Genomic DNA, 20,829 nt, shown 5'->3' on the forward strand with positions numbered 1-20,829 from the left:
AACCAGGTACGTAGCCGGGGGATGGCATTCTAGCGGATACGCGCTGTGAATACCATGTAACTGACCCGATCCGCCTCAATAGACTGTTGCAAATCTAAACCCTCTCAATCGGGTAAACTGCAGCTACAATACGCCTTCATCGCAGACCCGGATTCTCATATTTTCATGCAAGCCCCTGCTGCACCCACCACACTGCTGATCTATCTGCTAGCCGGGTTGACGGCTATGGCGCCGCTGGCTGTGGATGCCTACCTGCCCGCTTTGCCTGAGATGGCCCAGTTTTATGCTGTCAGCATCCATCAGGCTGAATTTTCACTGAGTGTTTTTCTGGCCGGATTTGCCCTTGGTCAACTGATTGGTGGGCCGTTTTCAGATCATTTTGGCCGGCGTATGGCGTCAGGCTGGGGTATCAGCCTGTTTTGTCTGGGCTCTTTGGGTATTGTCTTCAGCCCCAATATGGAAACACTCTGGCTCTGTCGTGCCATTCAGGCCATCGGCGGTGGCCTGGCGGTAGTAAACTCCTCTGCGGTTATTCGTGATCTGAGCCAGGGCCGTGATAGCGCACGGCATCTCTCTAATATTGCAGTCATTATGATGCTGGCCCCACTGCTGGCACCCATGATCGGGGCCGCTTTACTGCATCTTTCTTCCTGGAAGCTGATCTTTGAATTTCTGCTGGTCTATGGCCTGCTGATTGGATTAATGCTCTATTTTAAGCTGCCTGAAACCCGGAAAATTCAACCTGCCTCGACCAGTGTTCTGACACGTTATAAGAGTGTCTTAAGTCATCGGTATGCGATGGGTTTTGTACTCTCTCAGTGTTTTGCCATGGCTGGCATGTTCGCCTTTATCACCGGCTCGCCACTGGTGTACATGCAATTTTTTGGGGTTAGCGAGTCCGTCTATCCCTTTCTGTTTGGTGCCAATATCATTGGCATGATCACGGCAAACCGAATCAATATTCGCCTGCTACACCGGTTTAATCCGCATCAGATTCTGACCCTGGGTCAGGCAATACAAATCAGCGCAGGGCTCCTGTTATGGGCCTATATCAGTTTTGCGAACAACCTGTTATTGATACCGGTCGTCGGCTTAATCATTCTGTACGTAGGTGCCATGGGCATTATGGTGGCGAATGCTACCTCCAGCACAATTGAGTATTTTCCTCACTCAAGTGCAACAGCAACCGCAATTCTGGGCGCATCCGGCTTTGCAATGGGTGGATTAAGCGGCGCACTGATTGGTGTATTTGGCGACGGCACACCGCTGCCTATGGCCACGGTCATGCTGCTCTGCGCCTTCTGCGGCATCTTTTTCCGTGGCCTGCTTCAGTTTAAACGCAGCCCTGATACATAATAAAAAAGAGCGCCGAAGCGCTCTTTAGTATTCTGGGTCTCAATGTTTACAGCCTGAGGTCTACTGAAAAGAAGACCTTCTCACCATTGTGATAACCGGACAGGTAATAACTATCGCGGTAACGGTGGTACAGGTCCCCACCAATGACAACAGCATAACTGTTCCTAGGCAACACTCTTACCCAATTGCCGGTATAACGATGGTCATGCCGATAATGTCGGTCATAGTGTTTGGCTTTATACTTCCATGACTTATCGTGCCCACGGTGATAGCCATTATTGCCAGGATGATAATCGTGATGTTTATGATGTTTGTTGCGCTCGTGACGTTCATAACGACCACGGTGATCATCTCGATATTTGCGATCGTAACGATCCGAGTGCTGATACGTTGGCTCTACCCGAATTGAAGAAGGGCCATGCGCCAGAGCCGGTACCGCAATACCCAGACTTAACGCCATCGCCATCGCCATCGCCAATGCATATTGTGTTAATTTTCGCATGGTTCACCCCCATGTCTTTGCAGGTTGGCACAAATGCGCCGCTGTTGGTGTTTGGGAAAAAGGACCCGGTCATACCGGGTCAATCACGCTTTCCCACTGGAACCACCTTACATGGCTTACAGTGTGACAAACTTTCCTGAAAATAAGGGTTGCGATCAGGTAAAGTTTTGTAAATCTCTACACTGCCTTATTATTCAGCAAGTTAGCCAAACAAAAGTCCTGTGAAGGTACTGCAGAAAAGTATGCCATTCAGGTAATGAACGGCGACTTAAGCGACTATTCGCATGCCTTAAGCAGATCACGGGTATAGAGGATATGCTCTGTCGCAGCGGTACGGGCCTGCTGTTGATTGCGCTGCATGATGGCTTGATGAATAGAGCCATGCTGAGATGCGATCCGGTCCGGATAACGGCCGAACTTTTTCAGCGTCAGATCAAGCACACTGTAGATCGCATTAAAATAGCGGGTGTAAAACAGTTGGCTGAAGGAGATCACCAAAAGATGGTGGCTTGATTCCGCAATCAAGGTATGAAAACGAAGATCTGCTTTTGCTTTATTAAGCGTGGTACTGCCACTGCTGCGCAGACGCATTGCCTGAAACTCAGCATCGATCCGCTGTAGCTGTTCAGCCGTTGCCCTCTGCGCCGCGTAGAAAGCCGCCTCCCCCTCAAGCACAGCGCGCATTTCCATCACCTGAAGCAGAAAACTGATGCCTTGAGTGGACTCCTGAGGCATCTCCAGAAAGGGTTCTAACAAATTAAGGCAACGGGACCGCGCACCCTGCTCTGTTGCAATCAGCCCACTCAACTCGAGCGATTTTACGGCTTCGCGCACCGTGGATCTGGAGACTTTAAAGCGATCAGATAACACTCGCTGGCTGGGCAGCGATTGTCCCGGCAGAAACTCACCGGACAAAAGCTGTGACTCAAACAGGTCCACCAGCTGCTGACTCAGGGGCTGATCACTTTTAGCCAAGTTAACTCCCTGTTTACACAGTTTGAGCGACGCCTGGTAAGTTTAAGACTGCTCGACCTGCAGCGTACGAAAACGACTGTAGGCACCATTCAGCTCAAGCAATTCAGCATGTGTGCCCTGCTCGATAATCTGCCCCTCTTCCATCACCACAATCATATCTGCCTGTTCGATGGTTGAAAGGCGGTGAGCAATCACCAGAGTAGTACGGCCTTTCATAACCTCACTGAGCGCATCCTGTATGTGCCGCTCGGATTCAGTGTCCAGTGCAGACGTGGCTTCATCCAGAATCAGAATCGGAGCATCTTTCAGGATGGCACGGGCGATGGCGATACGCTGACGCTGTCCACCGGAGAGCAATACGCCATTCTCACCTATCAGAGTCTGCAGGCCGTCTGGGAACTTGTCCACGAATTCCATCACATGCGCTGCTTCCGCCGCCTGCAATACCGCCTCTTCAGACGCATTTGCCATAGAACCGTAAGCAATATTCTCGGCAATCGTGCCGTTAAACAGCACCACATTCTGATTCACCAGAGAGATCTGTTCGCGCAGGCTTTCCAGGGTAAAATTCTGCAACGGGGTGTTATTGATCAGCAACTCTCCCTGCCACTCATCATTAAACCGCGGCAGAAGGGCTGCCAACGTGGATTTACCACTGCCAGAGCGGCCAACCAGCGCAACCGTCTTTCCTTTGGGCAGCTGTAACGAAACCGAATGCAGTACCGAACGAGGCGAATTGGGGTATGAAAAGCTCAGATTATTCAGTTGAATATCGTCAACATGGGTCAATATCTCTGTGCCGGTATCATGTTCTTCCTGTTCATCCAAAATCTGAAACAGACTTTCGGACGCCGCAATACCACGCTGCACAATAGAAATAACATCTGTTAACAATCGCAGTGGTTTAGTGACCATACCCGCAGCGGTTAAAAAGGCGACAAAACCACCGGTAGTCATCGACCCCATCACACTAGGGTGCATGGCAAGGAACAACAGCGCCGCCAGTGCCAATGCAACCAGCATCTGAATCAGCGGGGTGTTCAATGATTTAGTCACCACCAGTTTCATAAACTGACGTTTGTTGTGGTTACTGGCATCTTCAAAACGTTTCTGACTGGATTCAGCACCGCCAAAGATTCGTACAATCTGATAGCCCTTGATCGACTCTGATGCCGCCTCGGTAATACTGCCTACGGATTGCTGTATCCGTTTACTGAGCTTGCGCATCCGTTTCGCCGCAACCGATACAACCAGACCAATAAAGGGCGCTGTGACGAAAAAGATCAGTGTCAGTTTCCAGTTCAGATAAAACATATAACCCAGCAGGGCAATGACTGTGAGACCTTCCCGGAAAAGAATCTTGATAGCATTGGTGACGGACTCAGTAACCTGTTCGACGTTATAGGTCAGCTTTGCCAGCAACTCGCCACTGGAGTGCTGGTTGTAGTAAAGAGAGGGCAACAACAGCAGCTTATTGAAAACCTCAGTCCGCAACAGGTGAATAACCTCGCGGCCAACATAAGAGATACAGTAGGTACCGATAAATAACCCTGTACCCCTCATGAAAAAAATACCCAATACGGCCAGCGCAAGAAAATAGCGTTTATCGTAAGCACCGTCCTGGACCGCGTTGATCACAGTTTCGAGCCATTTCGCGGACAGGGCCTGGCCCGCACCATAGAGGGCAAACCCGACAAAACTGATCGCAAAGCCCCACCACATGGACTTCACATACCTGAGCAGGCGGCTGTAAATCTGCCAGGCACTCTGCTCAGTCACCGGTACAACAGGCGTACCGGTTGTTTTCTCTTCTCGCATTGGGTTACCTGAAATTGACAGAATTAAGAGTCATTACCAAACAGATCGCGGGTATAAACCTTCTCTGCGCAATCTTCGATCTCTTCAGCCAGACGGTTGGCAATAATCACATCGCTGACCTGTTTGAATTCATTCAGATCAGTAATGACGCGGGAGTTAAAGAAGTGTGTGTCATGTAACACCGGTTCATACACCACAACCTCGATACCCTTGGCTTTTATGCGTTTCATAACACCCTGAATCGCCGACGCCCGGAAATTATCTGAGCCAGACTTCATCACCAGTCGATAAATACCCACCACCTTCGGGTTACGTTTCAGGACTGCAGAGGCAATGAAATCCTTACGCGTGGTGTTGGAATCAACAATGGCGCGGATCAGGTTATTGGGCACCTGATCGTAGTTAGCCAGCAACTGTTTGGTATCTTTAGGCAGGCAGTAGCCACCGTAACCAAAAGAGGGATTGTTGTAGTGTGAGCCTATACGGGGATCCAGCCCAACACCCTGAATGATCTGGCGGGTATCCAAACCATGCGATTCAGCGTAGGAATCCAGTTCATTAAAGTACGCAACCCGCATGGCAAGATAAGTATTGGCGAACAGTTTGATTGCTTCCGCTTCCGTTGAATCCGTGAACAGGCAAGATACATTCTCTGCCAGAGCACCTTGCTTTAACAACGAAGCAAACGTCTCTGCACGCTGGGATTTTTCGCCAACAATGATGCGTGAAGGATACAGGTTGTCATACAGCGCCTTGCCCTCACGCAGGAACTCAGGTGAAAACATAAGATTTTCGAGTTTGAGGTCATCGCGTAACTGTTGTGTGTAACCAACCGGCACCGTGGACTTGATCACCATCACTGCTGCCGGGTTGATCGCCTGCACATCCTTCACCACCGCTTCAACACTGCGGGTATTGAAATAGTTGGTTTCTGGATCGTAATCCGTCGGGGTCGCAATAATGACAAAATCGGCGCCCAGATAGGCTTCTTCTTTATTCAGCGTGGCACGCAGGTTCAGCTCATGGTTTTTCAGATATTCGCTGATCTCATGATCTTCAATCGGAGAGAGACGGTTGTTAATCAGTTCAACCTTTTCGGGGATGATATCCAGCGCAACCACTTCATTATGCTGGGCCAGTAACACTGCATTTGAAAGCCCAACATAGCCTGTTCCTGCTACCGCAATTTTCATTCAACTATTTCCTGCTACCAGAACCTAAACTGTGGCGTATGATACCACGCTTGAGAATGACAGCATGGCCCGAAAAGACAAACTTGTGAAGAAATCGGGTTTGCTGATGACCGGCGTCATCTTTACAATTCCCACATTACTGGCCGATGAACAACACCGTGACCGCTGCAACCCGAAATTCTGATTTCCTCTCACCCAAATACTGGCCGATCTGGTCAGGCATCGGGATTCTCTGGCTGTTAAATCGATTGCCCTGGCGCTGGCAGATTCAGCTTGGCCGCGTCTTGGGTTTATTCCTGTTCGTGACCAGTCCCCACCGCCGCCGAGTGACGCGCACCAATATTCGCCTCTGCTTTCCTGAACTCAGCAACGATGATCAGGCAAAAATGATCAAACAGGTTTTCATCAACAATGGAATCGGCCTGTTCGAGACAGCAATGGCATGGTGGACCCCCAGAGAAAAACTCAAACCTTTTATCGAGTTAAAAGGTCAGGAACACCTTGAGCAGGCGCTGGAAAAAGGCAAAGGCATCATTCTGCTGGGTGCGCACTTCTCAACTCTCGATCTGGGTGGATTGATCTTTTCAGAATTTTACCCGGTCGATGCAATGTATCGGCAGCACAACAATCCATTGCTGGAACACATCATCACCCGGGGACGGCAACGCTATTTTGAAGTGGTGATTGAACGTTCGGATATCCGCACGGTGGTACGTTCGCTGCGTAAAAACCATATTGTCTGGTATGCACCCGATCAGGATTTTGGCCGCAAAAATTCTGTATTCGTCCCCTTTTTTGGCGTGCCTGCCGCTACTATCACGGCAACTACCCGTCTGGTGAAGTTTAATGACTCGCCCATCATGATGCTGGCCCAACACCGCAAACCGGATAACTCAGGTTATGTGCTGGAAGTGTTTCCTCCGATTGAGCCGTTCCCAACCGGAGATGAAGAAACAGATGCATCGTTGGTGAATGCCGAGATTGAAAAAGCGATCAGGATCGATCCCTCACAATACATGTGGGTACACCGGCGTTTCAAAACGCACCCGAAAGGCAAGGGTTATCTGTACACAAAAAAACAGCGGGACACATCTCAGACATGATCACCGTGATGCAGGTATGCGGTGGAAAAAACCCTGGGGGTGCCGAAGCCCATTTTTTGCGTTTTTGTATCGAACTGGAAAAATTCGAAAACATCCATGTTGTACCAGTCGTGCGCAAAGGCTCCTGGCTGGAAAGCCAATTTCGGGAACTTCAGATAACCTGCTATAGCCTGCCCTTTCTTGGACGTTATGACCTCTGGACCCGTTACCAGCTGAAAACAATCGCCGCTAGAACGCAGGCCAAGATTGCGCAGTGCTGGATGAGCCGAGCCGCAAGCAGCATGCCCAAGGTGCGTGGCACGGTGAACATCGGACGACTGGGCGGCTATTACGCTCTGAAAAACTTCCAGTCGATGGATTGGTTAGTCGGGGCCACAAATGATCTGCGTAGGCACATTATTGAGGGTGGGCATAGCGCTGATCAAACAGCGGTCATACCTAACTTTGTCAATCCGCCAAAACCGGAAGTGCCTCCCGATACAGCGCGCCTGATAATTGAACTGGGACTGCAGAACAAACAGGTTCTGTTCACCCCTGCCCGCCTGCATCCGGTGAAAGGATTAGACCTGGCTCTGACAGCACTCTCCAAACTTCCGGATCAATACTGTTACGTCATTGCGGGTCAGGGCCCCGAAGAAGCTGAGCTGAAACAACAAGCTAAAGAGCTAGGCATTGCTGATCGGGTAAAATTCGTTGGCTGGACAGACAATATTTCGCAGTACTGTTATCTGAGCGATGCGTTTGTGGTGCCCTCAAATCATGAACCCTTTGGCAGCGTGCTACTGGAAGCCTGGTCGCATCGCCTGCCGTTGATCAGTTCTGACTCTGAGGGTGCTCAGGCCATCACCACAGCGGATAAAAATGCCCTGATTTTCAAACGCGGTGACAGCGACGGGCTGAAAAAACAGATCCTCGCCCTGTTCAGTGATCCGACGCTGCAGGCAAAACTGATTGAACAAGGCTTTGAGGAATACCAGAGCCAGTACACTGCCCGCAGTGTGCTGAGCCGGTATGTAGAGCTTTATCAAAGACTATCCAGCTAAGTGAGCTGCCCTTTAACCTGAGGCTAAAGGACAGAATTAGTCTGCGGCGAGTTTTTTATAGAGCCCCAGCGTTGCTTCAATCATTCGATTCAGCACAAACGGGTTTTCGTTAATCTTTACGGGCTCAGCATCAAACAGAGCAGAAACCTTATTTACGACCGCTGCCAGATCACCAACGGCCACTTTACCTTCCGGATAAATTGCACTGAGCGTCTCATCTACCGCACCGTAGGCATACCCCACCACCGGGGTACCAATCGAGAGACATTCAACCACCGTGCGGCCAAATGCCTCAGCCGTTGTCGAGGTCAACGTCAGCATCACGTGTGACTGTGCATACAGATCCTTCATATCGGAACGGGTTCCGAGAAAGCTGAAAAAGCCTTCAACGCCTGCTGCTTGAATAGCCTGCCTGACCTCTTCAAGAAAATGCCCTTTGGGGTCACTGCCTACCACCAGTACATGGAAGTCCTGACGCTGTTGCGCCAGCGCAGCAACAACCTTCACAAGATCCAGATGACCTTTCCAGCGGGTAATGCGCCCCGGAAAACAGATCAGTTTTTTGCCTTTGGCAGCGGGATAGGCCTCAAACAGTGCCTCAGACCAGGCAGTTTCAGGCACAAAACCCCGGGGAAACTCCTGTGGATCAATGCCCCGGTGCACAACGGTTACCTTGGCAGGATCAACCTCAGGAAAATTATCCAGCAGATAAGTCTTTGCAGTTTCAGACACCGCAATCACCTGCTCTCCCCGACCCATAATCGCACTGTATCGATTCACCGAATGCATGCCGTGCAGAGTGGTCATAAAACGTGGCCGGGTTGTTGGATTCATTTTGCGCCAGGCCAGCCAGACAACCCAGGCAGGCATCCGAGATCTGACATGCACAATATCCGGCTGCTCCTGTTGCAACCACTGCCGAAAACGCCGTACCTGCAATAGCATCGCCAGGGATTTTCTGCCGAGCTCCCACTGCACATGACGACTGCCCTCAGCCTCAAGCTGTGCGACCAGTCGGCCACCCGCAGAAACCACCACAGATTCATGACCAGCCTCAACCAGACCTTTGGCCACTTCCAGCGTGCCCCGTTCAACCCCGCCCAGCTCTAACGCTGGTAATACCTGAACAACTTTCACGTGAGTTTTTAATCCGTATACAGTGAATCCAGGCAGCGGTTCACTGCACCGGTGGTTTTCTGAAACGCGATCACTCTCTTATGCGGTGATCCTTATTGGCGAGAGAGTATAAACCACTCACCCCCTGATGATGAGTCCCTGTGATTTGAATCAGCAACAGATTCTTGGTCAGACCAGTTTTACGTCTATCATTTTCATAGATGCAACGCTTCTCTATCTTCAGCGGCTAATAACAATACAGAGAATACCGACATGTCCCACACAACTGATCAACCCTCGGTTGGCCTTTTTGTTACCTGTCTGGCCGATATGTTCCGACCCAGCGTCGCCTTTGCCACAGTCAAACTGCTTGAAGCAGCCGGTTGCCGTGTAGAGGTTCCGGAACGTCAGACCTGTTGCGGCCAGCCCGCTTTCAACTCCGGTGACCGCAAAACAACACAGGATATTGCGAAAACCACCATTGAAGCGTTTGAGGGTTTTCAATACGTGGTCGGACCCTCCGGTTCCTGCATTGGCATGTTGCATCATTATCCGGAGCTGTTCAGTGAGGATGACCCCTGGTTTGCCCGCGCTGAAGCACTGAAAAAACGGGCATTCGAGATCACCAGCTTTCTGACAGATGTGGTTCAGTTTGAGCAGATAGAAGCCCAGTTTAACGGCAGCATCACCTACCATGATTCCTGTTCTGGACTGCGTGAACTGGGGATTAAAAAGCAGCCTCGACAGTTGCTGAGCAAGGTAAAAGACCTGTCACTCACAGAAATGGAAGAGTCTGAAACCTGTTGTGGTTTTGGCGGCACCTTCTGTGTGAAATACCCGGACATCTCGAATCGCATGGTCAGCAACAAAACCCAGAACATCAGTGCCAGCGGCGCCGACACGCTGGTTGGCGGCGATCTGGGCTGCCTGCTGAATATGGCGGGCAAGCTTAAACGCGAAGGCAAACCGGTTCAGGCACGTCATGTGGTTGAGATTCTGGCCGGCATGACGGACACCCCCGCCATCGGTGAAGCCGAGTACGATCTCGGCAAAGCCCTGTAAGGAGCAGACGATGCAAATTCACAGTCCCGAATTCAAAGAAAACGCCCGCATCGCCTTGCATAACGAACCGCTGCAGGCGGCACTGGGTCAGTTCAAATTTGGTTTTCCGGTCAACCGTGCCCGTGCCATTGCCAATTTGCCGGAGTTTGAAACACTGCGCGACCATGCCAGAGACCTGAAGAATCATATTATTCAGAATCTCGACATCTATCTGGAACAGTTCGAGCAACAGGTGACCGCCAACGGCGGCCATGTGCACTGGTGCAGCACGGCTGAGGATGCCCGACAGGCCATTCTGGATATCTGCCAACACGTTGGCGCGAAAACGGTAACCAAAGGCAAGTCGATGGTGTCAGAGGAGATCAATCTCAATGACTACCTCGAAGCCAATGGCATTGAACCGGTCGAAACCGATCTGGGTGAATATATTTTGCAGTTACGTGGTGATCACCCCAGTCACATTATCGCCCCCGCCATTCACCTGAATGTGGATGATGTCGCGGATACCTTCCATGAACACCATCACCGCCCACGCAGCGACGACCCGCAAACGCTGATGAAAGAGGCCCGAGAAGTACTGCGCAAGAAATTTGTCAGTGCTGATGTTGGCATTACCGGCGCCAACTTTCTGGTAGCTGAAACCGGCTCCACCATCATTGTGACCAATGAAGGTAACGGCGATCTGACCCAGACCCTGCCGAAAACCCATATCGTGATCAGCTCTATCGAAAAAGTGGTGCCTAATCTGGAAGATATGAGCCTGTTCCTGCGTTTGCTGGCGCGTAGCTCAACCGGGCAGGAGTTTACCGTCTACAACACCCTGTCCACCGGGCCGCGTCGGCCGGATGATCAGGACGGGCCTGAGAACTTCCATGTCGTACTGGTGGATAACGGCCGCAGCGATATGGTGGGCACCGATTTTCAGGACATGCTGCGCTGTATCCGCTGTGCTGCCTGTATGAATCACTGCCCGGTGTATGGCGCAGTGGGTGGCCACAGTTACGGCTGGGTCTACCCCGGGCCGATGGGTTCGGTGCTAACCCCACAGATGATTGGTATCGACAAATCTGCACACCTGCCCAATGCATCCACGGCCTGTGGCAAATGTCAGGAGGTCTGTCCGGTTCGTATTCCATTACCGAAGCTGATGCGTCACTGGCGTGAGAAAGAGTTTGAACAACACCTGACTCCCTCAACCGTCCGCTGGGGATTGGCAGGCTGGGCCTTCTTTGCCAAACGTCCAGCCCTCTACCGCTGGCTGGCGAGGAGTTCTGCCTGGTTTATGCGCCGTATGGCAGGCAAAAAAGGCCGTATCAGTAAACTACCCATGGCCGGTGGCTGGACCGATTGGCGGGAGATGCCCGCACCGCAGGGCGCTACCTTCATGGACCAGTGGAAAAAACGTCAGTCGGGAGATCAGTCGTGAGTAAAACTGCTATTTTCAACAAAATACGTCGCGGCCTGAAGCGCGGCGCCCCGTCTGCCGAACAGACCGCAGCCGCTTTGGCACGTATTCAGTCCCGCAAACCGGAACTGGTGCCTGCCCGTTCACAACTGGATCACCCCGGACAGATCGAGCTGTTTCGCAGCATGTCCTCTCAGGCGGCGGCAAAACTGATCGATCTGGATAGCCTGACACAACTACCGGAAAAAGTTGCCGAGTGGATGCAGCATCAGGGATTTACCGAACTGGTGAGTGCCAATGAAAGCTGGCTAAACGAACTCGACTGGGCACCACTGAACAACATATCGCGCACCTGTCGGGTGGCTCAATCAGGTGATAACGTCAGTCTGACCGGCTGCATGGCCGGTATTGCAGAAACCGGTACGCTGATGCTGCACTCCGGCGGCAACAGCCCTACGACACTGAACTTCCTGCCGGATTGCCATCTGGTGGTATTAAGGGAGTCGCAGATTGTTGGTTGTTATGAAGATGCCTGGGCGATGCTGCGTCAGAATCACCCTGATTCGTTACCGCGTACGGTGAATATGATTACCGGTCCTTCACGCAGTGCGGATATTGGCCAGAAACTGCAGATGGGTGCTCACGGACCCTGTGAGCTGGTTATTTTTCTGGTGAAAGAGGCACACTAAAAAACTGACCGTACAGTCCCGCTAACGATTGTACGGTTTTTTCCATTTGCGCTTTTTAATGCCGGACAGCATCAATCCGCTGCCAGAACAACTCCGTCTCCAGCGCATCACTGAACATAGGTGTTGGCTGACCCACCATCTCATCATAGGCAGAGGTGGGTCTTCCCAGTCGATATTTTGTTACGGGCAGGGTTTCGAACAGTTCTTTAATCTGTAAGAGATTTCGGCTGCGGAATGGCGCTTCACCTGCGTAGAGCAGTAACTCTTTGCCGTCTATTTCAAGACTGACCTGATAGATCATCCAGTCGATTGAATGGATGGTAACCTGCGTTATGCTGGCAACACCTGCCAGATCGGCCAGTTGAAGTTTCATAAGACGTCCTATAGCTGGCCCTTACCATTGGCGGTCGGCACTTTTCAAATCGCTATATCAGACCTATACCTTGATTTGTGTGTTATGGATCATTCAACAGCCTGGAACCCGTTCATAAGGAACGAAGCATGAATCCAATATCAAACACGGCATTTTATTGCTGCGGCATTCGTATGGAAGATGCCAAACGCACCCACTCTGTCTGTAATGATCATTATGCAGAACGTTTTATGGATGCTCGTGGCAGGGCCATTTTTGAACCCTTTAAAGCCGAGAAAAGAGCCAACTGTTCTAATATAGCCCGCTGCCGGATCATTGATGACCATATTAAAACAGAGCTTAAGGAAGACCCTGAACTGACGGTTATCACCGTCGGTGCTGGCTTTGACACCCGCCCCTATCGACTTAAAGGCGGAAAATGGATCGAAATCGATGAGGCACAGATCATCGACTATAAAAACACCTGTCTACCCGTTGCAGAGTGCCCCAATCCGCTGACCCGAATCAGCATTGATTTCTCGAGAGATTCGCTGGCAGACACACTCGAACCCTTCAGTCATGACCGGCATACAATCTTCGTTATTGAGGGAGTATTGATGTATCTGGAACCGATCGCCATCACCTCCACCCTGCAGGCAATTCAGCAAACATTTCAACAGCATGTGATCTACTGCGACCTGATGACGCGCCAGTTTTTTGAACAATTTGCGCAGAGCGTACATGACAAACTGGTAGCCGCCGGCGGATCCTTTACCAATCGCCCCGACGCCCCGGAGGAGATTTTTCTACAGCTGGGCTATCACCCCCTGATGCACACAACGATGTTTCAGCGTGCCGCTGAACTGGGACTGTTTTGGGATGAATTAAGACTGCCGCGGCCTGTTGCCTGGCTGATGCTGAACTGGCTAAAACGGGATCTTGGCGGGTATGCGGTTCATAAGTTCGCATTCAAAAATGAGTGCCCCTGATTTGAACCTATGCCAGCAGTCCTAACTTACCTGAGAGGCTAGCAGGGGCTTCAGACATTGCAACGCCTTGTCAAAATCAAAGGACTCAATCATCTCCACCACCTCCAGTAAGGCAGTATTATCAGGCGACTGCTGCGCCAGCTGAATCAGTTCAGGCAGATAGGAGATGGCGTCACTATCGCCCAACTCCAGTAACCGGGCAAGCTGTTCCAACGATAGTGGTGGCTGGTTTTCCATAACGATGGCAGCAGAAGAATGATCGCCGTTAACAGAGTGTACGTAAACCATCCCAATGCTTTGTTGCAGAATCTCCAACTCCCCGGCCAGCCTCTCTGAACTGGCAGCTAACAGGTGTAAATCCTGCAGTCTTTCAATTTCTTCAGCCGCGGCAGCTACTTCATAGGCACCCAGCGTTGCCGCTACACCTTTGAGGTTATGTGCCCGTTGTTTTACTGCATTAAGATCAGACTCAGCTGCCAGCTGATTGATCTGTACCACCACATCCTTGAATTCAGCCTGAAATCTCTGGCACAAGGCCATATATCGAGAGAGATCATTGTTTACCCGGGAGAGCGCCTTAGCCAGATCCAGTCCCGGTAAATGTTTGGGTAACACCGGCAGATGCAGATGGGGGGGCATGACCTGATGGGGGTGTACCCGATCAACCAACCAGCGCTCTAGTACCTTTTCCAACGCTTCAGGATCAATCGGTTTGGTAAGATGATCGTTCATTCCCATCTCAAGGCTTTTTTCGTAATGATCTGCCATGGCATGCGCCGTAAGGGCAATCACTGGCAACGCCTGGTATTCAGGCTGACTGCGAATGTGCTGGGTGGCCGTATAGCCGTCCATCACCGGCATCTGCAGGTCCATAAACACCAGGTCAAATGACTCCTGAGCCAACAGCGACAATGCTTCTTCACCATTTGCTGCGGTATGCACGTCTAAGCCATATTTTTCGAGCAGGCCAACGGCAACATCCACATTAATGGGGTTATCCTCAGCCAGCAGGATTCGGGCACCGTAAAATTTCGGATTCTGTCCACTAAAGGGCTGTCCGCCCTGACTGTCTCCGGCAAGGTGTTGATTGAGTGCTTTGCGCAGTTGCGCTTTTAACAGGGTTGGAGTGTAGAGATTAGAGATCGGATAAAGTTTGAGTTCCTGCGCGCTGGACCACTGCAGATAATGTCCGGGCCGAATAATGATGATCCAGGGCAGATCGCGGACGCCAGGGCAAGCATCAGCTAAAGAGAGCAGCCATGCATCCTGATCACGCTCGAGGTTGCGCATATCATAAATAATGCACTCTATGGGCACCTGATTCAGCAGGCTATTAATACGCTCAGCTGATACCTCAGCCGGTGCCAGATGGGAATAAGGCCAACCTACCTGCTGCAGTAGTCTTTCGTGGACAGGGTCTTCACTGATCAACAGGGTATGCAAAACGCGATCGAACTGAGGAAAAACATCCTTACACTCCCCCAGAGGCAGCTCTACAATCATCCGGGTACCTATACCTTCCGTACTTTCCAGATGAATCTGACCCTGCATCAGCTCAGTCAACTGACGGGTAATGGATAACCCCAGGCCCGTGCCACCATATTTGCGGGTTGTGGTGCTATCAGCCTGGGTAAACGCCTCAAACAGTTTTTTCTGATTAGCATCGGAGATGCCAATACCGGTATCTGCAACAATGATCCGTAGCCAGAGTTCATGTTCAGGGCATGGCATGCGATTCACGGTCACCTGCACCTTGCCCTGTTCAGTAAATTTGATGGCGTTGCTGATCAGATTGATCAGGATCTGGGTGATCCTGACTGAATCACCCACCAGCCGATTTGGGAGTGTGAACTCGCGCTCTACCTGTAATAACAGGCCTTTATCTCTGGCCGGTATTTTATGCAGGTCAAATACGCCCTGCAGTAACAGATCCAGCTCGAATTCCTGCTGTTCAATTTCAAGCTTACCCGCCTCAATTTTCGAGAAATCGAGGATGTCATTGATGATATGCAGCAGCGCATTGGCTGAATGGTTAATTTTGGTCAGATAGTTACGCTGACGAGGATCAAGACGGGTATCCAGCACCAGATGACTCAACCCGATGATGGCGTTCATGGGCGTGCGGATCTCATGACTCATATTGGCCAGAAACGCACTTTTGTGTTCGTTTGCCTGTTTTGCCTGCTCTAGCGCCTCACGCAGCTCTTCGGTGCGTTCGGCTACCACCTGCTCCTGCTCATCCAGCATCTGCCGCAGGATTTTATTAGCTTCGTAGAGCTGGGACGATTTGGCTTCAAGTAGCGATTCGGCTTCTGAACGTGCGCGCCGCTCTCTCTCAAGGCGACGCCGCCACCGGGCTTCAATATCGGGTTCGCTCATGAGGCAATGCGAATATCAAATTCAGTTGTGTGCAGTTCACCATCCGTGAGTGACTTATGCTTGATATCCAGTTTTTGCTCGAAATGTTTCGCACAGCCATTGATCAGACCTTTCGCCAAAATCGAAAAAGGTCGTTTGGATGAGTACTGCATGATCAGGTGTGTATCACTGAGACGACGGCATTTGAAACTCGGTAATTCCGCCTGAGGATAAAGCTTCAGCACTTCCTTATGCACGGTGCCATCAATCGACTCCAATGCATCCAGAGTGTTGGCATGATAGGCAATCAACGCAGGGTATTTACTTGAGAGTACGCCGAACAGGTGCTCTCCGAACGCCTCCACCAGATCATCAACTGGCACATCGACCCGTTTGCTCAGGGCCACCACCATCTGAATCATCTCGCGGTAGTCATAGTAGCCCACAGCGGTGTAGGCACCATCAGTTTCAGAATTCACATCATCCAGCACATCATCAAGCACATCGGCTGAAAAACGCGTCTCAACCATCTCCATAAATTCTGTGAATACGATCACTAACATGACACCTCCACTACGATATAGGCTGTTGAATGCTGAGGGTAGAAACTAAATTATCGGCCATAAACAGGATCTCGAAACCGATATAAAGTCTAATAGGGTTTAATCCCGCGGCAAGAATCAGTGTATGACTTCACGCAGCTCCAGGCGATCAAACTCCTTGTTCACCTTCTGACGAATGCGTTCAACATTGTCGACTTTCATAACGCGTTTCAGCAGTGCTTCCGCCTCCGCCATTGACAGAGAGCGGATCAACCATTTTATCTGCGGCAGTTTGGCCGCACTCATACTGAGTTTGCGCACTCCCATCCCCAGCAGCAGCACCACCGCCACCGGATCTGAGGCCATCTCACCGCATACACTGAGCGGCAGGTTGTAACGTTTAGCCGTATTCACTACTCGCTTAATTTCATGCAGTACCGCGGGGTGAACATGATCATAACGTGGCGCTACCCGGCTGTTATTACGGTCCAGCGAGAGCAGATACTGACTCAGGTCGTTGGAGCCGATGGAGACAAAATCGATCTTTTTATGCCAGAAATGCAACTGGGTGATAGCCGCGGGCACTTCGATCATCACACCTATTTTTGGGCGAATGACCTCTAAACCCTCTTCCTGCAACTGTAAACAGGCGTCATCGAGTAACTGAATAAAGGTATCGACCTCAAAGGTCGAACTGACCATCGGCAACAAAATGTGCAGTTGATCATGATCGATGAAGGCCCGGATCATCGCCCGCACCTGGGTCATCAACAGCTGGATGTTATCCAGCGTAAAACGCACACCACGCCAGCCCAGCGCCGGATTTTCCTCGTTGGTAATCGGAAAGTATGGCAGCTGTTTATCCCCGCCAATATCCAGTGTGCGCATATACACCGGCTTGCCCAGATACGCCTCGGCCACCTTGCGATACACCTGCACCTGTTCCTCTTCGGTGGGAAAGCTGTCGCGCACCATAAAGGGTATTTCGGTCCGGTAGAGGCCAACCCCCTCAGCGCCACTGTTCAGGCCTGGCGTAATATCGGCCAGCAAACCGGTATTGGTCAGCAGCTGCACCCGGTGTTCATCACGGGTGATGGCAGGCAGATCACGAAGCTGATCCAGCTTGGCTACCAGCTTTTTCTCCCGTCGCAAGATACGGCGGTATTCCGCGGCAACCACCTTGGTCGGATTAAAAATGATATGGGCTTCATTACCATCCACAATCACCAGACCACCGGAGTGAATGCCCTTGATCTCTCCCACACCCATCACGGCGGGAACACCCATGGCATTCGCCAGTACTGCGGTGTGCGAAAGACTCGAGCCTTCAAAGGAGATCACGCCCGCCAATAATTCAGGCGGTACTGATGCAATGGCAGAGACACTGACCTGCGGCGCAATCAGTACCACCGGTTCTGTAAAACTGGAGTGCTCAGCACTGCCGCCTCGCCAGGCGCGGTAGAGCTTATTGCCCAGATGCTGAATATCTTCATGCCGCGCACGAAGATAGGGGTCTTCCATGGCGCGAAACAGCCCGGCAAAGTAGTGTACAGTCAGACGCAGAGCACCTGGCAACCAGTGGCCGGCCCGGATCTCTTTTTCCACCATGTTGGTGAAAGAACGGTCCGCCAGCAACATCTGATAAGCATCAAAAATAGCCGCCACACTGTCGGAGAGTTCATCCCCCAACGCCTTGCGTTCACTGTCGATTTCACTGCCGACTTCCAGCAGCAGGTTCCGCCAGATCGCTATTGTGCCCTCAATATCCTCACAACTGGTATCCGCAACCTGAGCCAGCTCATCTGAGTCACAAAGGATAACCCGACCAATACCTACGCCGGGGGCACCACGAATGCCGCTGGCCCGCAGGTTCTTTTCGGAATGGCTGGTGCTGCTGGGCAGATTGGAAACAATAAAGGCCAGTTGCGACGCCAGTGTCAGCAACATTGCCTCACTTTCAGGATTAAAGGGTTCAGCCAGAGCACTTTGCACGACCAGTGCACCAATGACCTTGCCATTGCGCACCAACGGCACACCACAAAAACTTTTATAGAGCTCTTCCTGAGAACCCTGCACATAGTAGAAATCGGGATGAGACGCAGCATCACCCAGGTTGATGGTATGTTTGGTTTGAGCGACACGACCCACCAGGCCTTTGCCCGCCGGAATCACAACTTTACCGGGCATATCCAGACCATGGCTGGCCAGCAGGTGCATCTCAAGCTGATCATTCATGCGATAAAGGCTGCACACATCTGCACTGGTGTACTCGCTGATGGAATCCACAATCAGCTTTACCTGTTCCTCAGGTGATTCCACCATTGCCACAGCTTGAACAATGCGGGTCAGTTCCAATACCAGATTTTTCATGCCTGATTTTAGCCTGCTGTCTCTACTCGGAAGGGGATGGCACCTCCAGTGTGAGCTGCATTTTTAATGCAGCCGCACCATCTGCGTAATACTGGGCCATATGCCGGATTGGCGTAAAACCAAACTGTCGATACAGGGTCTGCGCCCCTTCATCGTCAGCTCTCACTTCCAGCCTGACCACAGCATACTGTAGTGACCGCAAATAACCCAGTGCTATGTGCATCAACCGCTGGGCGACTTTTTGCCCACGATGCGCTGGATCAACTGCAATGGAGTAAATCCGGGCCGGGCGCGGATGTTTTGGCACCAGCACCATCACATAACCGATCACCCGCCCTTCATATTCAGCCACGTAAGTGACCGCTTTAGCCTTGCTGATCAGGTAACGCATCTGGCGCAACGGGATCAGGTCCGTGATAAAGCTGATCCGCTCAATATCCAGCAGACGTTGGGCATCTGCCAGCTCCGCCTCTCTAATGGTAATAGGTAACATTAGCGGCCGCGTTGCTCCAGACGACGGGCGAACTCATGCATGATCTGCATATATAGCTCATTACCCAGGTAACGGTCTTCCACCCGATGATCAATGCTGGGATTGTCGTTCACCTCAATCACATACACCTGACTGTCTTTTTGTTTCAGATCTACACCATACAGACCATTGCCGATCATTGCTGCTGCTTTCAGAGCCGCATCCAGCACCCGGCGCGGCACCTCAAAGGTAGGCAGGGTTTCAAAGCCGCCTGACGTGGTGCGGTTGTCACCGTGGTTATAGATCTGCCAATGGTTGCGGGCCATATGATAACGGCAGGCATAGATCGGCCGGCCATTCAGTACCCCGATGCGCCAGTCAAAATCGGTATAGAGATATTCCTGCACCAGCAGCAACGCCGTATCCTGCAGCAATGAATGCGCCCGCTGGCGCAACCCGTCCCGGTTATCCACCTTAAACACACCTTTGGAGAACGAGCTTTCCGGCATTTTCAGAACCAGCGGATAACTGAATTCAGCTTCAATCCGGTCCAGCGATTCTTCACTGCTGTCACCGATCACCCGTGTTTTCAGTGACGGTACCCCGTTGTAGGTGAAGGCATCATGCAGGAACACTTTGTTACAGCAACGCAAAATAGAGGTCGGGTCATCCATCACCACCAGCCCTTCCCGCTCAGCCCGCCGGGCCAGACGGTAGGTATGATGATCAATCGCGGTGGTTTCGCGGATAAACAGGGCATCAAACTGGCCAACGTGTGGCATATCCTGCGCCGTGATCGTCTGCGCGTTAATGCCGACCTTCGCGGCCGCTTTGATAAACAACTTGACCGCATCCTTGTCGCTGGGGGGGAACTTCTCCTCCGGATCGACCAGAATCGCCATATCCCAGCGTTGGCGTTTTTTCGCCGCAGGGCCTTTCCAGGTCTGGGCAGTATAGAGCTGCAACCTCTCCAGGACAGCCGCCTGAGCATCTGTATCCAGCTCAGCCAGTGCCATCCGCCGTAGTTGCAGTTGCAGGCCACTGCTTTCACGCTGTACCCGCAGGTGCAGCAGTGGCGCAGGGTAACTGTCAAACAGCTGTCGGGACAGCTTCTGCCACTGTTCATCAACCGTCCAGCCAAAGTAGATCTGCAGCTCCAGTGACTCACCCACTTTCAGGGTTTTACGCAGGGCTTCGGCATGGCCCAGGCTCAGGCCACTCAATTCAGCCTGAGTCAGGTCTCGCAGGTCATTGATGCAACTGACACTGGGCAATACACGATGTTGCCGTGCTTCAGCCAGCAGCGAGCAATAGTAACCCCGACTCAGATAGTGCGCCGTATCACACAGATTAATAATCCGGGTAAGCGGCTCATTTTTCTGGGGGTAGTCCGCCAGATAACGGTCAAATCCAATCACATTCAGCTCGCCAGGATTGGCCAGCAGTTCTTCATGATCCACAACAATCAAAGTTCTACGCATGTC

The 20,829-nt window shown here is 51.5% G+C and carries 18 protein-coding genes; 7 read left to right on the forward strand and 11 right to left on the reverse strand.

Annotated elements, in window-relative coordinates; all coding sequences use genetic code 11:
- Positions 1–165 precede the first annotated feature (165 nt).
- Entirely contained in the window at positions 166–1,356 is a 1,191-nt protein-coding gene (locus P2G53_RS08590) for a multidrug effflux MFS transporter (RefSeq protein WP_275816207.1), read from the forward strand.
- Between the two features lie 46 nt (positions 1,357–1,402).
- Here the strand turns inward: P2G53_RS08590 and P2G53_RS08595 are convergent, their stop codons facing one another.
- The 4 genes from P2G53_RS08595 to P2G53_RS08610 all read right to left on the reverse strand — a co-directional run bounded on the left by P2G53_RS08595 (position 1,403) and on the right by P2G53_RS08610 (position 5,844).
- Positions 1,403–1,858: a hypothetical protein gene (locus P2G53_RS08595; RefSeq protein WP_275816209.1), complete on the reverse strand. Its 456-nt coding sequence runs from the start codon at positions 1,856–1,858 to the stop codon at positions 1,403–1,405.
- A 276-nt stretch (positions 1,859–2,134) separates the two neighbouring features.
- Positions 2,135–2,833 (reverse strand): FadR/GntR family transcriptional regulator, encoded by a 699-nt coding sequence (locus tag P2G53_RS08600; protein WP_275816211.1) that lies wholly within the window; start codon positions 2,831–2,833, stop codon positions 2,135–2,137.
- 42 nt (positions 2,834–2,875) lie between these two features.
- The gene (gene msbA / locus P2G53_RS08605) at positions 2,876–4,651 is read right to left on the reverse strand and encodes a lipid A export permease/ATP-binding protein MsbA (protein WP_275816213.1); all 1,776 of its coding nucleotides are present in this window, start codon (positions 4,649–4,651) and stop codon (positions 2,876–2,878) included.
- Between the two features lie 23 nt (positions 4,652–4,674).
- Complete coding sequence (locus tag P2G53_RS08610) at positions 4,675–5,844, reverse strand: nucleotide sugar dehydrogenase (protein WP_275816215.1); 1,170 nt, start codon at positions 5,842–5,844, stop codon at positions 4,675–4,677.
- Between the two features lie 158 nt (positions 5,845–6,002).
- On the opposite strand from P2G53_RS08610, the gene lpxL reads away from it, so the two are divergent.
- Together lpxL and P2G53_RS08620 are read left to right on the forward strand one after the other, a co-directional pair.
- Entirely contained in the window at positions 6,003–6,947 is a 945-nt protein-coding gene (gene lpxL / locus P2G53_RS08615) for an LpxL/LpxP family Kdo(2)-lipid IV(A) lauroyl/palmitoleoyl acyltransferase (RefSeq protein WP_275816217.1), read from the forward strand.
- Entirely contained in the window at positions 6,944–7,990 is a 1,047-nt protein-coding gene (locus P2G53_RS08620) for a glycosyltransferase (RefSeq protein WP_275816219.1), read from the forward strand. The genes lpxL and P2G53_RS08620 overlap by 4 nt, the downstream gene beginning before the upstream one ends.
- 36 nt (positions 7,991–8,026) lie before the next feature.
- On the opposite strand, the gene P2G53_RS08625 is transcribed toward P2G53_RS08620, so the two are convergent.
- Entirely contained in the window at positions 8,027–9,127 is a 1,101-nt protein-coding gene (locus tag P2G53_RS08625) for a glycosyltransferase family 4 protein (protein WP_275816221.1), read from the reverse strand.
- 252 nt (positions 9,128–9,379) lie between these two features.
- On the opposite strand from P2G53_RS08625, the gene P2G53_RS08630 reads away from it, so the two are divergent.
- From P2G53_RS08630 to P2G53_RS08640, 3 genes are read left to right on the forward strand one after another with little or no spacing between them, the layout of a single operon-like run.
- Positions 9,380–10,168: a (Fe-S)-binding protein gene (locus tag P2G53_RS08630; RefSeq protein ID WP_275816223.1), complete on the forward strand. Its 789-nt coding sequence runs from the start codon at positions 9,380–9,382 to the stop codon at positions 10,166–10,168.
- A gap of 10 nt (positions 10,169–10,178) precedes the next feature.
- Complete coding sequence (locus P2G53_RS08635; protein WP_275816225.1) at positions 10,179–11,594, forward strand: LutB/LldF family L-lactate oxidation iron-sulfur protein; 1,416 nt, start codon at positions 10,179–10,181, stop codon at positions 11,592–11,594.
- Positions 11,591–12,262, forward strand: coding sequence for an LUD domain-containing protein (locus P2G53_RS08640; RefSeq protein WP_275816227.1), 672 nt, complete (start codon positions 11,591–11,593; stop codon positions 12,260–12,262). The genes P2G53_RS08635 and P2G53_RS08640 overlap by 4 nt, the downstream gene beginning before the upstream one ends.
- Positions 12,263–12,317: 55 nt before the next feature.
- Here P2G53_RS08640 and P2G53_RS08645 read toward each other — a convergent pair whose 3' ends face one another.
- Entirely contained in the window at positions 12,318–12,635 is a 318-nt protein-coding gene (locus P2G53_RS08645) for a DUF6482 family protein (RefSeq protein ID WP_275816229.1), read from the reverse strand.
- 128 nt (positions 12,636–12,763) lie between these two features.
- Here P2G53_RS08645 and P2G53_RS08650 point away from each other — a divergent pair, with 128 nt between their 5' ends.
- A complete protein-coding gene (locus tag P2G53_RS08650) occupies positions 12,764–13,603 on the forward strand; it encodes a class I SAM-dependent methyltransferase (protein ID WP_275816231.1) in 840 nt (279 codons plus the stop codon).
- A gap of 21 nt (positions 13,604–13,624) precedes the next feature.
- Here the strand turns inward: P2G53_RS08650 and P2G53_RS08655 are convergent, their stop codons facing one another.
- The 5 genes from P2G53_RS08655 to P2G53_RS08675 form a co-directional block, all read right to left on the reverse strand.
- Positions 13,625–15,982 (reverse strand): response regulator, encoded by a 2,358-nt coding sequence (locus P2G53_RS08655; RefSeq protein WP_275816233.1) that lies wholly within the window; start codon positions 15,980–15,982, stop codon positions 13,625–13,627.
- The gene (locus P2G53_RS08660; protein ID WP_275816235.1) at positions 15,979–16,524 is read right to left on the reverse strand and encodes a heme NO-binding domain-containing protein; all 546 of its coding nucleotides are present in this window, start codon (positions 16,522–16,524) and stop codon (positions 15,979–15,981) included. The genes P2G53_RS08655 and P2G53_RS08660 overlap by 4 nt, the downstream gene beginning before the upstream one ends.
- A 117-nt stretch (positions 16,525–16,641) precedes the next feature.
- Complete coding sequence (ptsP, locus tag P2G53_RS08665) at positions 16,642–18,873, reverse strand: phosphoenolpyruvate--protein phosphotransferase (protein ID WP_275816237.1); 2,232 nt, start codon at positions 18,871–18,873, stop codon at positions 16,642–16,644.
- Between the two features lie 22 nt (positions 18,874–18,895).
- Entirely contained in the window at positions 18,896–19,366 is a 471-nt protein-coding gene (locus tag P2G53_RS08670) for an N-acetyltransferase (protein ID WP_275816239.1), read from the reverse strand.
- Positions 19,366–20,826, reverse strand: a complete 1,461-nt coding sequence (locus tag P2G53_RS08675) for a RimK family protein (protein ID WP_275816241.1) — start codon at positions 20,824–20,826, stop codon at positions 19,366–19,368. The genes P2G53_RS08670 and P2G53_RS08675 overlap by 1 nt, the downstream gene beginning before the upstream one ends.
- Positions 20,827–20,829: the final 3 nt, after the last annotated feature.

Origin of the sequence: Neptuniibacter sp. CAU 1671, from assembly GCF_029222905.1 — a bacterium.
Classification (GTDB): domain Bacteria; phylum Pseudomonadota; class Gammaproteobacteria; order Pseudomonadales; family Balneatricaceae; genus Neptuniibacter.